This is a genomic window from Micromonospora sp. WMMD1219, assembly GCF_049315215.1.
Taxonomy (GTDB): Bacteria; Actinomycetota; Actinomycetes; order Mycobacteriales; family Micromonosporaceae; genus Micromonospora; species Micromonospora tulbaghiae.
This window is the reverse complement of the sequence record NZ_CP186057.1, coordinates 5,240,967-5,254,119: the sequence shown is the minus strand read 5'-3', so window position 1 is coordinate 5,254,119 and position 13,153 is coordinate 5,240,967. Positions and strand designations below refer to the sequence as shown.

General features: G+C 70.2%; 11 protein-coding genes. 6 read left to right on the top strand and 5 right to left on the bottom strand.

Going from position 1 to position 13,153, the window contains the following annotated elements:
• Window positions 1–3 precede the first annotated feature (3 nt).
• Complete coding sequence (locus ACN27C_RS24545; protein ID WP_387375369.1) at window positions 4–645, bottom strand: TnsA-like heteromeric transposase endonuclease subunit; 642 nt, start codon at window positions 643–645, stop codon at window positions 4–6.
• Window positions 646–1,176: 531 nt separating this feature from the next.
• Window positions 1,177–1,632, bottom strand: a complete 456-nt coding sequence (locus ACN27C_RS24540; RefSeq protein ID WP_387375254.1) for a hypothetical protein — start codon at window positions 1,630–1,632, stop codon at window positions 1,177–1,179.
• 263 nt (window positions 1,633–1,895) lie between these two features.
• On the opposite strand from ACN27C_RS24540, the gene ACN27C_RS24535 reads away from it, so the two are divergent.
• Together ACN27C_RS24535 and ACN27C_RS24530 are read left to right on the top strand one after the other, a co-directional pair.
• Complete coding sequence (locus ACN27C_RS24535; RefSeq protein ID WP_387375256.1) at window positions 1,896–2,612, top strand: ABC transporter ATP-binding protein; 717 nt, start codon at window positions 1,896–1,898, stop codon at window positions 2,610–2,612.
• Window positions 2,609–5,065 carry an FtsX-like permease family protein gene (locus ACN27C_RS24530; RefSeq protein ID WP_387375258.1) on the top strand — a complete coding sequence of 819 codons (2,457 nt, stop codon included), beginning with the start codon at window positions 2,609–2,611 and terminating at the stop codon, window positions 5,063–5,065. Before ACN27C_RS24535 ends, ACN27C_RS24530 begins: the two co-directional genes overlap by 4 nt.
• Before the next feature lie 283 nt (window positions 5,066–5,348).
• On the opposite strand, the gene ACN27C_RS24525 is transcribed toward ACN27C_RS24530, so the two are convergent.
• On the bottom strand, window positions 5,349–6,623 hold the full coding sequence (locus tag ACN27C_RS24525) for a low temperature requirement protein A (protein ID WP_422748413.1): 1,275 nt from the start codon (window positions 6,621–6,623) through the stop codon (window positions 5,349–5,351).
• 133 nt (window positions 6,624–6,756) lie between these two features.
• On the opposite strand from ACN27C_RS24525, the gene lnt reads away from it, so the two are divergent.
• From lnt to ACN27C_RS24510, 3 genes are read left to right on the top strand one after another with little or no spacing between them, the layout of a single operon-like run.
• Window positions 6,757–8,352, top strand: a complete 1,596-nt coding sequence (gene lnt / locus ACN27C_RS24520; RefSeq protein ID WP_422751669.1) for an apolipoprotein N-acyltransferase — start codon at window positions 6,757–6,759, stop codon at window positions 8,350–8,352.
• A 26-nt stretch (window positions 8,353–8,378) separates the two neighbouring features.
• Window positions 8,379–9,170: a polyprenol monophosphomannose synthase gene (locus ACN27C_RS24515; RefSeq protein ID WP_121683590.1), complete on the top strand. Its 792-nt coding sequence runs from the start codon at window positions 8,379–8,381 to the stop codon at window positions 9,168–9,170.
• Window positions 9,171–9,223: 53 nt separating this feature from the next.
• Window positions 9,224–9,757 carry an FxsA family protein gene (locus tag ACN27C_RS24510; protein WP_357895316.1) on the top strand — a complete coding sequence of 178 codons (534 nt, stop codon included), beginning with the start codon at window positions 9,224–9,226 and terminating at the stop codon, window positions 9,755–9,757.
• 712 nt (window positions 9,758–10,469) lie between these two features.
• Here ACN27C_RS24510 and ACN27C_RS24505 read toward each other — a convergent pair.
• Window positions 10,470–10,811: an RNA polymerase-binding protein RbpA gene (locus ACN27C_RS24505; protein ID WP_007070998.1), complete on the bottom strand. Its 342-nt coding sequence runs from the start codon at window positions 10,809–10,811 to the stop codon at window positions 10,470–10,472.
• A gap of 225 nt (window positions 10,812–11,036) precedes the next feature.
• Between ACN27C_RS24505 and ACN27C_RS24500 the strand changes: the two genes are divergently transcribed.
• Window positions 11,037–12,518 carry a peptide MFS transporter gene (locus tag ACN27C_RS24500; protein WP_357895313.1) on the top strand — a complete coding sequence of 494 codons (1,482 nt, stop codon included), beginning with the start codon at window positions 11,037–11,039 and terminating at the stop codon, window positions 12,516–12,518.
• Between the two features lie 4 nt (window positions 12,519–12,522).
• Here the strand turns inward: ACN27C_RS24500 and ACN27C_RS24495 are convergent, their stop codons facing one another.
• Complete coding sequence (locus ACN27C_RS24495) at window positions 12,523–13,113, bottom strand: pyridoxamine 5'-phosphate oxidase family protein (protein ID WP_422748408.1); 591 nt, start codon at window positions 13,111–13,113, stop codon at window positions 12,523–12,525.
• Window positions 13,114–13,153: the final 40 nt, after the last annotated feature.

Below are 13,153 nucleotides of genomic sequence, written 5' to 3'. Positions count from 1 at the left end.
CGGTCACCGCCCGCGGCCTTCCGTCGCGCACAACAGCGTGGCATCAGTAAGCGGACGACTCAGCTCCATGCCTAATCGTCGATGCCACAACAAGTGCAGCAGATACGCCCGCGCGACCGCCGGAGCCGACGTCGCGTCCGCGACCTCGGCGAACCCGCGCGGCCCCGCGGACACCACCGCCAGCACCTGATCGACCAACCCCAACCGGTCGATCAGCGGACGGCGCTGCGCCGACATCGCATCCAACGAGGCCGGCACGTGCCGGTGCCAGCCGGTCACCACCGCGTAGCGCCACCCCAGACTCAGCGCCACCTCCGCGGTGGCGGCGAACGCCACCAGGTCCTCGTTCCGCACCCGTGCCGCCGGGCGCACGTCAATCAGCCACCGCCCCGCCCGCGTGTAGGCGAGGAAGTCAGGGATGTGCTCGTGCGCGCCGGAGTCGGTCACATACCGCAGCCGCAGCGGCTGCGCCAGCACGTCAATCAGGTCGCCGGCGAAGTCCAGCGCCAGCAGCAGCCGCGCCTCCTGCAACGACTCGAACCCGTGATGGCGGCCAGTGCTCACCAGGAACTGCAACCCCGAGCGGTGCCGCTGCCCCCGCCGCCACGAGAACCGGCGCATCGGCTGACAACCCGAGGCCGGCATCGAGGCCAGATCACGTACCGGGCAGAGGACCTCACCGCCGGCGTACCGCCACGCCGCCGTCCACCTCCGCGTCCAGCCATCCCGCAGATCCAGGACCTCACGCAGGCCGTCCAGGCCACGACACAGCACGGCGAGATCATTCCAACGACACACGTGTGACCACTGCCGCTCTTGATCAGCGCGACGCGCATAGCCGGCACCTACGCCTCGTGTTCCTTCAGCCACCGTGCCATCGAAGCCTACGACGGCCTCACGGTCGCCGCGACGCGCCGTCGCGAAGTGTGCGGTGGATCAACCAACGACGATCAGCCACAGCTCGTCAATGCTGCAATCTGCGCCGCGTCCGTCTCGCTGATAGAGCACAATACAGCGGACATGCCGGCGGCGCGCAAACGGCACGAACCAAGATGGGAAAGCGATTTTCTTTCGCGCTTCTGCCTGAACGGCGCCCACCCAAAGGTGGACGCCGTTCAGGGGTGCGTCATCCTAAGCGACACGAAGGACCCGCCGGCCCGACTGCCGCCAGCGAGATCAGACCGTGTAGGTGTAGACCTCGGCGGCGTTGCCCGGGCCGGACCAGCTGAAGTACTTGGTCGTTCCGCTCGGACAGGCCTTCTCGCTGTAGTTCCAGCTCCCGTTGATCAGCGCCTTGACCTGAACGCACTTGCCGTCGGACTTGGTGTCCTTGACTCGGCCGTCGACGTAGACGCTGCCACCGCTACAGGAGATGGTGTAGTGGGACTCGCCCCCAGGGATGTACACGTCCCGGGTCTTCGGGCACGTCTCGGCCAGCGCGGGGGCTCCGTCGAGAACCACAGCACCCATACCGGCCATCACCGACACGCCGGCGATCCCCAGCATTCGACGAACATTCATGTTGAGCCCTTTCTGATTGATGGGCTTCGCTGCGCGCGCGATAAACAACCTATAAGATCCAATTGCATAGAGCAAGGTCGCTGTCAAGTCGCGTAATGCCAGGTAGGTCATTTCGGCCATCCGACCACTCGCGCGTGATTTATTGATCACCGAGGATGGTCGCATCGTGGGCATTGGGCTACCTTGGTCCTGATTCACCGAGCGGGCAACAGGGCGGTGCAGGACGACCAGGATCCTTGGGGTGAACTAGCCTGGCCGATGACGTCGCCCCTGTATATTGATCAGCAGCCCGGGATTGCTTGCCGGGTGTCCGGCCGGGCGGTGACCGACGAGCCGTCGATATTGGATATTGGCGAGGGGTATGGTGATTGTCGATGACTACTCCCGTTTTGTGGTTCGACTCGGTGCGGAGGGACTACGTCACGGGTCCGGTGACGGTGCGAGCACTCGACAGTGTTGATCTAGCCGTGTCGGAAGGCGAATTCGTGGCCGTGATGGGGCCGTCGGGATCAGGCAAGTCAACACTGCTGGCTCTTGCGGGAGGCTTGGACTCGCCGACGGCAGGTGAGGTGTGGGTTGAAGGACGACCGTTGTCGGGTCGCTCGATGGCCGACCGCGCACGACTTCGTCGCGACCACGTCGGGTACGTCTTCCAGGACCTCAACCTCATCAGCGCGCTGACCGCCGCCGAGAACGTGGCCATGCCTCGGGAACTGGCCGGAGTGGCGTCTCGTGTTGCACTGAGCGAGGCGCACGCGGCGCTTGACGAGGTTCAGCTGGGCGATCTTGTCGACCGGTATCCGGACCAGATGTCTGGAGGGCAGCAGCAGCGTGTCGCGATCGCGCGAGCGTTGATGGGTGACAGGCGGCTCGTGCTGGCCGACGAACCGACGGGTTCGCTGGACAGTGAGACGGGGGACACCGTGCTGGCGGTCTTGCAGCGCAGGGTGCGAGACGGCGCGGCTTGCGTTCTTGTCACGCATGACGAGCGGTCAGCGCGTTTGGCCGACAGAGTGATCAGGTTGAAGGACGGCAGGGTGACGTCCGGTGGCCTTGCAGACCGAACTGAGACGGCTGGGTCCGCGTCATGACCGTGCCCGCACGACGCAGCGGACTTGCACCGTGGCTGCTGGCGATGCGCATCGCGCGTAGGTCCGCCATCCGCAACAAGGGTCGCGCCCTACTGATCGCTCTCCTGCTGGCCGTCCCAGTGTACGCCGGTGCGACCCTGCTGCTGGTGTGGCAGGCCAGCTACGCCTCGACGCAGAGCGAAGCTAGCTGGAAGCTTGGTCAGGCAGACCTTCGCCTGGACGTTCCTTCGACGGACGCCGTGACATCCCGGCTGCCGGCCGGCAGCAACGTCGTGGCGTTCAGTTCCGGCGAAACGGTGATCGACGCACCCGCCGGCTATCGGGTCACCACGTTCGATGCTGCCGACGTGAGTGATCCGATGCATCAGGGGCGATATGTGGTGAGATCGGGCCGGCCCGCAGGACACGCGGGAGAGGCCACACTCTCCTCCTCCTTGGCTGAGTCGATCGGTGTCAGACCGGGGTCGACGATCAGCCTGGGAGGCGCACCCGGGCGCGCACTCGCCGTCGTCGGAGTAGTGGACACGGCCGACCAGCTCAGTCGGCAGATGATGGTCGTGAGCAGCGCCGACCCGCTTGCCCAGCGGGGCACCCAGCACCTGCTCGTAGATCTACCCGGTGACCAGGCGCGGTGGGAACCGCCGGCGATCAACGGGCTCAGCTATGCCGACCGGGCCTCGATCGAGCCCACAGCCGCCCAGCAAGCAACGCGTATCGCCGGACTCGTCGTCGTAGTCGGATTCGCCGGGGTCCAGGTGGGCCTGCTGGCCGCGACCGCGTTCTCCGTCGGAGCACGCCGTCAGCGGCGTGAGATGGCCATGCTCAGCGCCGTAGGCGCCACACCGCCACAGGTGACACGAGTACTCCTGGCAGATGGTGCACTACTGGGACTCCTCGGCGGCGCGACCGGGGTGATCGCCGCAGTCGCCACCTTCGCAGCCGCCCGAGACACGCTCGAACGGCTGGTCAACCACCCCCTGCAGGACACCGCACCGCCGGTCACGGCGTTACTCCTGCTTGTCGCCGGCGCGATCGGGTTCGGCCTGCTCGCCGCCCTCGGACCTGCATGGAACCTCGCGCGGCTGCAAGTGTGGACGGCTCTCGCTAGCCGCGAACTCAAGCCGCGCGCACAGGCACTGCGGCTGACCAGGGCAGCGGGGGCGTTGGCCGCAGTGGGACTCCTCATCGTGCTCTACGCCGTCCGACCCCAGGTCAGCGACGCCAAATTCGCAGCCATCGGCGCAGGACTGATCCTGCTTGGACTCGCTGCCGCCGGCCCGGCATTGGTAGCCGTTGCCAGCCGGGTAGTGACACGCCTGTCATTTCCTGCACGTATGGCGGTGCGACACGCAGACCGACACCGGCTCCGCACCGGCGCAGCCGTCGCCGCCATCTGCGCCGCAGTCGCCGGTAGCACAGCGATCGTTCTTTTCTTCTCGGCCGACACCAGCACCGGGGCGGCACGGCAACCCAACATCCGCTCCGGGCAACTCCTCATCCCAGCTCAAGGCGCCAGCGCACTCACCGAAGGTGACCAGACGGCACTCCGGCAGCGCCTGCCCATTCGGGCTCTCGTGCCCATCACCACCGCACCCGCGACTGCCGGCTACTTCAGCCAAGGAGGCCCGTCGAATGAGCCTCCGCCGGACCTGTCCCAGGCCGTGGCCGTTGGTGGGGAGGACTTGATCAGCGCGGTCACCGGACGCGCCCCAACCGCCGAGGCACGCGACGCACTCAACCGCGGCGACGCGGTAGCGTTCTACCCGGCCTTCGCCAAGGACGGACGCGCACGACTGGACATCAACGGCAAGAACGTCGACCTTCCCGCCCTCGTCGTACCGATCGACAACTACTACCGGCAGCTACCAGCAATCATGATATCCGCTGCCAGTGCTCAGCGACTGAACCTGTCCACGTCTAGCGCGGGCCTGATCATCGACACCATGCGTCCTCCCACGACGGAGGAAACCCAAGCCGCCGAGTCCGTCGTGCTCGGAGCCCAGGTCCGCGCCGAGGGCAACTCCCTTAGCCAGCCTGCCCGACTCGTCTCGCCGACCAAGGTCGGCACCGGTCAAGCCACGGACCCCTTGCTGTATGTCCTCGCGATCGTCAGCGGCGTCGTCACCATCGTCGCCACCACCGTGGTCGTCGGCCTAGCCCGCGTCGAGATGCGCACCGACCTGAGCACTATGTCAGCGATCGGAGCCGGACCTCGCATACTCAGATTCGTCAATGCTGTTCAAGCAGCGTTTATCGTCGGGCTCGGAGCGCTCGCCGGCACTGTGGCCGGGATCGCCCCTGCAGCGGGACTTGTCGCGCTGCGTCCCGACATGACGTGGCGCATGGCGTGGGGACCCCTTGTCATCATCGTAGTCGGAGCCCCCATCCTCGCCATGGCCGTCGCTGCGACACTCCGCCAGCCCAGACTTCTGCTAACCCGACGTCTAGGTTGACGCATCCGACGCCCAGCTCCCCTCTCAGCGGATGACTGCCCCATCGTCATCAGCGCCCGGACGAGCCAGCCTGCGACCGAGGGACCGACAGCGGTACCGCTGCCCGGAGTCGCGGCATGAGAACGCCGAGGCCCGGGCAAGGTGTGCCCACAGCGACGAGAGACAGCATTCCCTTCTCGCTCGCTCCGACCGACGCAGGTGCCAACTATCTGTGAAATCAAGTGACACCAAGCTGGAACCAACCCAACCAGGACAGCAGGCCCGCTCCATGATCCGGTGACAACTACAGCTGATAGTCACAGGCGGCGACCTGCTCGTCCAACGCGGTCCGGCGCACCTGACTGCGCCACGGGTCGGTCGACCGCAGGCCCAGCAGGACCACCGAGACGCCGGCCACCGCCACAATCGCCAGCGCGGCCACCGCCGGCAGCCGGCCGGCCCACGGCAGTCCCACAGCCATCGCGACCACCACGGCGGTGGGTACCGGCGAAACCCGGTGCGTCGCGCGCACCCCCAGCGCCAGCAGCCCCGACAGGTAGATGACCAGCCCGGCGAACAGCACCCGGTTGTCCAGAGCGGCGGCGTGTGCCCGCCAGGGATCACCGTGCGGGTGGGAGATGACAGCGAGGTAACGCTTGAGGCCGAGGGCGAACAGGATGATCCCGGTGATCAGCGGCAGATGCAGGTAGGCGTAGGCGTCGCGGGCGAGGGCTGCCCGTGCGCGCACGTCGCGGGTGCGATGCAGGCGCTGCTCCAGCGCGGGCGCCAGGCTGTCGAAGTACAGCCACCACAGCGCCGCGATGATGGTGACGCCGAGCACCGACGCCACGATCACCGGCCACGTGGCCGGCAGACCGGCGCTCAGCTTCGGCCCCAGCCCGAGCGAAATGATCGACTCGCCGAGCGCGATGAGCAGGATCAGGGCGTACCGCTCCGCCCAGTGGGCGGCGGACACGACTGTCAGCCCGGTGCTGGGGGCGAGGCCCCCGGAGGTGTACTCGATGCAGAACGCGGCCAGCCACAGCGCCAGCGGCAGCCACGCCTGCCAGGTCTGCCGGGGCGACTCGGGCAGGGCCGCGGTGGCGAGGATCAACGCCACGCTGATCAGCGGCGGCAGGCCGAGGCGCACGGCGGTTCGTCCGCGGTGGCTGCTGCGGCTGAGGAACACCAGCACCTGGGCCGCCCGGATGACCAGATAGCAGCAGGCGAACAGGACCGGGGCGGGTGGCCCGGAATGCCGCTGCGCCGGCTCGTCGGCGAACGCCGCCGGCATGGCCAGGGTCAGGACGAACAGGGCCGCCACAGTCACCGCGCCGACAAGCGGCATCGCCCCCTGGTCGGTGCGTACGACGTTGCCCAGGGCGGCGAAGGACACCCAGCACCACCACAGCAGCAACAGCCCGGCCAGCAACGACCTGCCGCTCAGGGTTTCGGAGAGCACGTTGGTGACGTTCAGGAACGCGAACACGAACACGAGGTCGTAGAACAACTCGACCCGGGTGACGCGGGAGCCGGGCGCGGTCGGCAGGATGCGGCCCCGTCCCCGCTCAGCGCTCATGCTGCCGAGCATGACAGCGGGGCTCCGCCCGCCGGGCGCAGTTGTCCGATCGGTGGCGCAGGGGCGCGGGCCGACGACCGGTACGGGCGGGTAGCCTTCGGCCCGTGATCGTGGGGAGAAGCCGGTGACGACGCTGGACCGGGAACAGCCGCGTGCCACCGACGGGGCACCCGGCGACGGCGGCGCGCGTCCCCTGCCGCTGACGCTGGCCGTGCCGGCCGCCGTGCTCGCCGGGATGGCGCTGCTGCTGGCGTTCCCGCCGTACGGGTGGTGGCCGCTCGCGCCGGTCGGTGTGGCGTTGCTGGCCGCCGCGGTGCACCGGCGGCGGCTGCGCGCCGGCGCGGGGCTGGGCTTCCTGACCGGGGTGGCGTTGTTCGCGCCGCTGCTGGAGTGGACGAACCTGCACACCGGCTACCTGCCGTGGGCGCTGCTGTCGCTGTTGCAGGCCGCCTATCTGGCGCTGCTGGGCGCCGCCACCGCCTGGGTGTCGCCGCTCGCCGACCGGCACCGGGCGGCGTGGCCGCTGCTCACCGGTGTGCTGTGGGTGGGGCAGGAGGCGCTGCGTGACCGCACCCCGTTCGGCGGGTTCCCGTGGGGGCGGCTGGCGTTCAGCCAGGACACGTCGCCGCTGCTGAAGCTCGCGGCGCTCGGCGGCGCCCCGCTGGTCACGTTCGCCGTCGCGGTCGCCGGTGGGCTGCTGGTCACCGCCGCGTGGCGGGACTGGCGGCGTGCGCCCGGGCAGTGGCGGCCCGTCGCCGGGCTCACCGCCGCGCTGGTGGCGCTGCTCGCCGCCGGTACGGCCGTGCCGACCGGGGTACGCGGCGCGGGCGACACCGTGACCGTCGCGATCGTGCAGGGCAACGTGCCGCGTCTCGGGCTGGACTTCAACGCGCAGCGGCAGGCGGTGCTGAACAACCACGTCGACGCGACGCTGGAGCTGGCGCGTCGGGTCGCCGAGGGCGGGCAGGACCGTCCGGACGTGGTGGTGTGGCCGGAGAACTCCAGCGACATCGACCCGTTGCGCAACCCGGGTGCGGGGGAGCGGATCTCCCAGGCGGCCGACGCGATCGGCGCGCCGATCCTGGTCGGCGCGGTGCTGGTCGGGCCCGGCCGGGGTGAGGTGCGCAACGCGGGGCTGCTGTGGCGGCCGGGCACCGGCCCGGATCTGGGCCAGGTGTACACGAAACGGCATCCGGTGCCGTTCGCCGAGTACGTGCCGCTGCGGTCCATCGCCCGCAAGGTCAGCTCCCAGGTCGACCGGGTCCGGTCCGATTTCGTCCCCGGTGACCGTCCCGGCGTGCTGAACACCGGCCCGGCGGTCCTCGGCGACGTGATCTGCTTCGAGGTCGCCTACGACGGCATCGTCCGGGACACCGTCACCGGCGGCGCGCAGCTGCTGGTGGTGCAGACGAACAACGCCACGTTCGACGTGGCCGAGGCCCGCCAGCAGCTGGCCATGGTGCGGCTGCGGGCCGTGGAGCACGGCCGGGCCGCGTTGATGGCCTCCACGGTCGGTGTGTCCGGGTTCGTTTCCCCGGACGGGCGGGTAGACGGTGCGACCGGGTTCAACACCGCCGCGGTGGTGGTGCGGCAGATGGAACTCGGTAACGGGCGTACCCCGGCGACCACGGCCGGGGTGTGGCCGGAGGTGGCGCTGACGGCGCTGGCGGTCGCGGCCCTGGCCGGCGCGGCCGTGCTGCGCCGCCGCCGGGAGGTCGCTCCCGGCTGAGCCGACGAGCGGGAGGCGGTGCGACGGTGGGCGTGGCAGCCGGCAGGCGGACGGTCGGCCATCCCGGGGTGGGGCGGGTCCTGGTGGTCATCCCCACCTACAACGAGGCCGACAACGTCGGGCGCATCGTCGCCCGGGTACGCGCGGCGGCGCCGGCGGTGGACGTGCTCGTCGCCGACGACAACAGCCCCGACGGCACCGGCGCGATCGCCGACACGCTCGCCGGGAACGACCCGCGGGTGCACGTGCTGCACCGGGAGGGCAAGGAAGGGCTCGGCGCGGCCTACCTGGCCGGTTTCGCCTGGGCCCGCGCCCACGGCTACGACGCGGTGGTGGAGATGGACGCCGACGGCTCGCACGCCCCGGAGGACCTGCCGGCGCTGCTGCACGCCGCCCGCGACGCCGACGTGGTGATCGGCTCCCGGTGGACCCGCGGGGCGCGGGTGCTGAACTGGCCGTGGCGGCGGCTGCTGCTGTCCCGGGTGGGCAACCTGTACGCGCGGCTGGCGCTGGGCATGCCGGTCAGCGACGCCACCGGCGGGTACCGGGTGTACCGGTCGAGCGCGCTGGACGCGATCGACCTGGACTCGGTGCGTTCCCAGGGGTACGCGTTCCAGGTGGAGCTGTCGCGGCTGGCGCACCGCGCCGGGGTGCGGATCGTGGAGGTGCCGATCACGTTCGCCGAGCGGGAACACGGCGACAGCAAGATGAGCCCGCTGATCGTGGCCGAGGCGCTGTGGCGGGTCACCCGCTGGGGGGTGCGGGACCGCCTGGCGACCGTGTCCGCCCGCCCGGATGCGCTCGCGCGCTGGCCTTGAGCGAGGGCGTGTCATGCTTGAGGGGCGTGATGACCCCGGGCTGATGAGGTGAGATGCGCCGAGGACTGAAGTACGTACCACCGGCCCTGCTGCTGCTCGCGCTGCTGGAGCTGACCGTTTTCGTGCTGGTCGGCCGGGCCGTCGGGTTCGGCGCGGCGGTGCTGCTGGTGTTCGGGGCGTCCCTGCTGGGTCTGGTGCTGCTGCGCCGCGAGGGCATGCGGGCGTGGCGGAGTTTCCGGGCCGCCGCCCAGGCGGGCCGTCCGCCGGGGCCGGAGGTGACCGACGGGCTGGTCGGTCTGCTGGGTGCGCTGCTGCTGGCGATGCCGGGCCTGGTCAGCGGCGTGGTGGGCCTGCTGTTGCTGGTGCCGCCGCTGCGCCGGCTGGCCGGTGGCGGGGTGCGCCGGGCGACCGAGCGGCGGGTGTCGTCGATGGTCGCCGGTGACCTGTTCGGGCCGCGCCGGGTACGCGTGTACCGGGGTGCGCCGCAGCCGGCCCCGGAGCCCGCACCGTCGCCTGGTCCTGCGCCCTCGCCGCAGCCGGTCACCGACCCGGGCAAGGCCATCGAGGGCGAGATCGTCGACCGCTGACGCGCGCCCGCCTCGCCATCGGCTTGATCAACTCCACTTCGTCGAGGTGGCGGCATCAAACCGCGCCCGACCCCACCACCTCCCCGAACTGGCGGCCCGACCCTCGATTCGGCACGGCGGGCCCGCGGTTACCGGGTCGTCGCCGACGAGCCCGTGCCGGGTGGCCTGCTCGCATGATCGACGCCAGCTCGGCGAGGTGGTGGCATTACGGCGGCCCGGACACACCCACATTCCCGAGGTGGTGCCCATTCACCGGCCGGGCGGGGCGAATGGACGCGACGCGCGCCGGATCAGCCGCCCACGGCCTCTCCGCCCGCCCCATGATCGGACACCACTTCGGGGGAGGTGGCGGCATCAAGGCACGCGCGTTACCGCTACCTCCCCGAAATGGCGGGCCGACATCGATCTGGCACGCGGATCAGGCGCCAGGGCGAGCCCCGCCCTCACCCTCACCCGCCCGACCTCGTGATCAACACCAGCTCGGCGAAGCGGTGGCATCATCGACGCCCGGATACACCCAGCTCGCCGAATTGGTGGCCGAGCGCGAGTCGACGCCCCGACCACCCCATGATCGGCACCATTTCGGGGACGTGGCGGCATCAGGGCATGTGCGATACCGCGACCTCCCCGAAGTGGCGGCCGGCCCTTCCCGGTCCGGGCAACGGAAACGCCCCCGGGTGATCCCGAGGGCGTTTCGGCGCGTTACGGACGGTCAGGCACGACCGCGGCGGGTCCGGACCTCCTGGAGCCGCTCGGCGAGGATGTCCTCCAGCTCGGCGATCGAACGCCGCTCCAGCAGCATGTCCCAGTGGGTACGCGGCGGCTTGGCCTTCTTCTGCTCCGGCTCGGTGCCGTCGACCAGGCGGGCGACGCTGCCGTCGAACTTGCACTCCCAGGTCGTCGGGACCTCGGCGTCGACGGCGAACGGCACCTCGAACTGGTGGCCCTTGGCGCAGAGGTACTCGCGGGTCTGGCGCGGCGCGAGCTCCGTGTTGCGGTCGGATTCGTAGCTGACCGCGCCCAGCCGGCTACCGCGCAGCATGCGCTCGCCCATGATCGACTTCCCCTCGTTCGTGGTGCTGGTCTTCAGGTGTAACGACCGGTCACCGCTCGCCCATTCCCCGGCCCACGGCGGCAGGGCCGTACGCGGGTCGGGAGTGTCAAGGGTAACCGGCCATGACAGCTGCCCGGCGGGGTCGTCCCCGGCCGGGCCGAATCGGTGGAGTGTTTCGCCTGTCAACGGGGATGTTACCCACCTGTTTGCGTGCCGGAGGTGACGATGAGCAGTGACGCGCCGGTCGGGGCCCGACCGCCAGCCGGGAAGACCTTCTTCGGTCACCCGCGCGCGCTGTCCACGCTCTTCCTCACCGAGATGTGGGAGCGGTTCAGCTTCTACGGCATGCGGGCGATCCTCGTGCTGTACCTGACCGCGGCGGTCGCCGACGGCGGGCTGGACCTCGGCGAGTCCAGCGCGAACGCCGTGTACGGCACGTACAACGCCATGGTCTACCTGATGGCGCTGCCCGGCGGCTGGGTCGCCGACCGGCTGATCGGCGCGCGGCGCAGCGTGCTGTGGGGCGGCGTGGTGATCGCCGCCGGCCACTACGTGATGGCGATCCCCACCGGGTGGAGCGTGTTCGCCGGCATGGCGTTGATCGTGCTCGGCACCGGCCTGCTCAAACCGAACATCTCCACCATGGTCGGTGACCTGTACGAGCGCGACTCACCCCGGCGCGACGCCGGGTTCTCGATCTTCTACATGGGCATCAACCTGGGCGCGTTCATCGCGCCGCTGATCACCGGATTCCTCGGTGAGAGGATCAACTGGCATCTGGGGTTCGGCGCCGCCGCGGTCGGCATGACCTTCGGCGTGCTCCAGTACGTGCTGGGCCGGCGCAACCTCGGCGACGCCGGCGCCCGCCCGGCGGACCCGCTGCTCGGCGCCGACCGGCGGCGCGCACTGACCCGCATCGGCGTGGCGACCGTCGTGCTGCTCGCCGTCCTGCTGGTGCTGCTGGTGGCCGGCTGGTTCACCGTCGACACGGTGGTCAACCTGCTGACCGTGGTGACGGTGCTGGTGACTGTCGGCTACTTCGCGCGGATCCTCACCGACCGGGAGATCAGCGGCACCGAACGCAGCCGGATGAAGGCGTACGTGTGGCTGTTCCTGTTCGCCGCCTCGTTCTGGCTCATCTACGACCAGGCCGGGTCGGTGCTGAACATCTTCGCCGCCGACCGGACCGACAGGTCGCTGGGCGGGTTCACGTTCCCGGCGTCCTGGCTGCAGTCGGTGAACCCGATCCTCATCATCATCGGCGCACCGCTGGCCGCCGCGCTGTGGCTCAAACTCGGGCACCGGGTGTCCACGCCCACGAAGTTCGCCGTCGGCCTGGTGCTCAACGGCCTGTCGTTCGTGCTGATGGCCGCCGCCGCGCAGGCCGCCGTCGGCGGCGACCTGGTCTCACCGCTGTGGCTCGTCGCGGTGTACGCGATCCAGGTCGCCGGTGAGCTGTCGCTGAGCCCGGTCGGCCTGTCGGCCACCACGAAACTCGCCCCGGTCAAGTACGCCAGCCAGATGCTGGGCCTGTGGTTCCTCGCCACCGCCGTCGGCGACGCCATCGGCGGCCAGGTGGCCCGGCTGGCCGACACCTGGTCCCAGCCGGTGTACTTCCTGACCTTCGGGCTGGCCTCGGTGGTGCTGGGCCTGGCCGCGGTGATGTTCACCCGCCAGATCCGGCACCTGATGGCCGGCATCCACTGACCGCTCACACCGCCGGCGTGGGCGGCAGCGGCAACGGCAGGCCGGGCAGCCCGTCGATGCTCGTGGCCACGTGGTCCTTGCCCGCGAAGTACGCGCTCAGCGACGCGTCGTCCTCCCGGGCGAACCGCCGCTCGTGCAGGTCACGGTCGGCGTCGTAGGTCATGAAGGGCACCGCGTAGCCGCAGGTGTCGCGGATCAGCTCGGCGTGCACCACGATGACCGCCCGCAGCCCGTGCGGACCCGGGTCGATGTCGGGGAAGTGGGCCAGCAGGCCGGGCCAGCGCGGATCGTCGCGGAACACCGGCTCGCCGCGCCCGTGCACCCGCACGATGTTGGGCGGGCCCGCGAACGCGCACCACATCAGCGTGACCCGGCCGTTCTCCCGCAGGTGGGCGATGGTCTCGGCGTTGCTGCCGGCGAAGTCGAGGTATGCCACCGTGTGCTCGTCGAGCACCGCCAGGCAGCCGCGCAGCCCTTTCGGGGAGAGGTTGACGGTGCCGTCACCGGACAGCGGGGCGGTGGCGACGAAGAACATCGGCTGCGCCTCGATGAAGTCCCGCAGCCGGCCGTCGATGCGCTCGTATGTCTTTCCCATGCCCCGATCCTCGCCGCCGGCCCGGGTGTGGCGCTGCCCC

What these genes read in the sequence shown, in the direction of transcription:
- ACN27C_RS24545 (WP_387375369.1), bottom strand. Translation starts at nt 645, where the DNA reads ATGCCGGCCTCGGGTTGTCAGCCGATGCGCCGGTTCTCGTGGCGGCGG.
- ACN27C_RS24540 (WP_387375254.1), bottom strand. Translation starts at nt 1,632, where the DNA reads ATGACCTACCTGGCATTACGCGACTTGACAGCGACCTTGCTCTATGCA.
- ACN27C_RS24535 (WP_387375256.1), top strand. Translation starts at nt 1,896, where the DNA reads ATGACTACTCCCGTTTTGTGGTTCGACTCGGTGCGGAGGGACTACGTC.
- ACN27C_RS24530 (WP_387375258.1), top strand. Translation starts at nt 2,609, where the DNA reads ATGACCGTGCCCGCACGACGCAGCGGACTTGCACCGTGGCTGCTGGCG.
- ACN27C_RS24525 (WP_422748413.1), bottom strand. Translation starts at nt 6,623, where the DNA reads ATGAGCGCTGAGCGGGGACGGGGCCGCATCCTGCCGACCGCGCCCGGC.
- ACN27C_RS24510 (WP_357895316.1), top strand. Translation starts at nt 9,224, where the DNA reads ATGCGCCGAGGACTGAAGTACGTACCACCGGCCCTGCTGCTGCTCGCG.
- ACN27C_RS24505 (WP_007070998.1), bottom strand. Translation starts at nt 10,811, where the DNA reads ATGGGCGAGCGCATGCTGCGCGGTAGCCGGCTGGGCGCGGTCAGCTAC.
- ACN27C_RS24500 (WP_357895313.1), top strand. Translation starts at nt 11,037, where the DNA reads ATGAGCAGTGACGCGCCGGTCGGGGCCCGACCGCCAGCCGGGAAGACC.
- ACN27C_RS24495 (WP_422748408.1), bottom strand. Translation starts at nt 13,113, where the DNA reads ATGGGAAAGACATACGAGCGCATCGACGGCCGGCTGCGGGACTTCATC.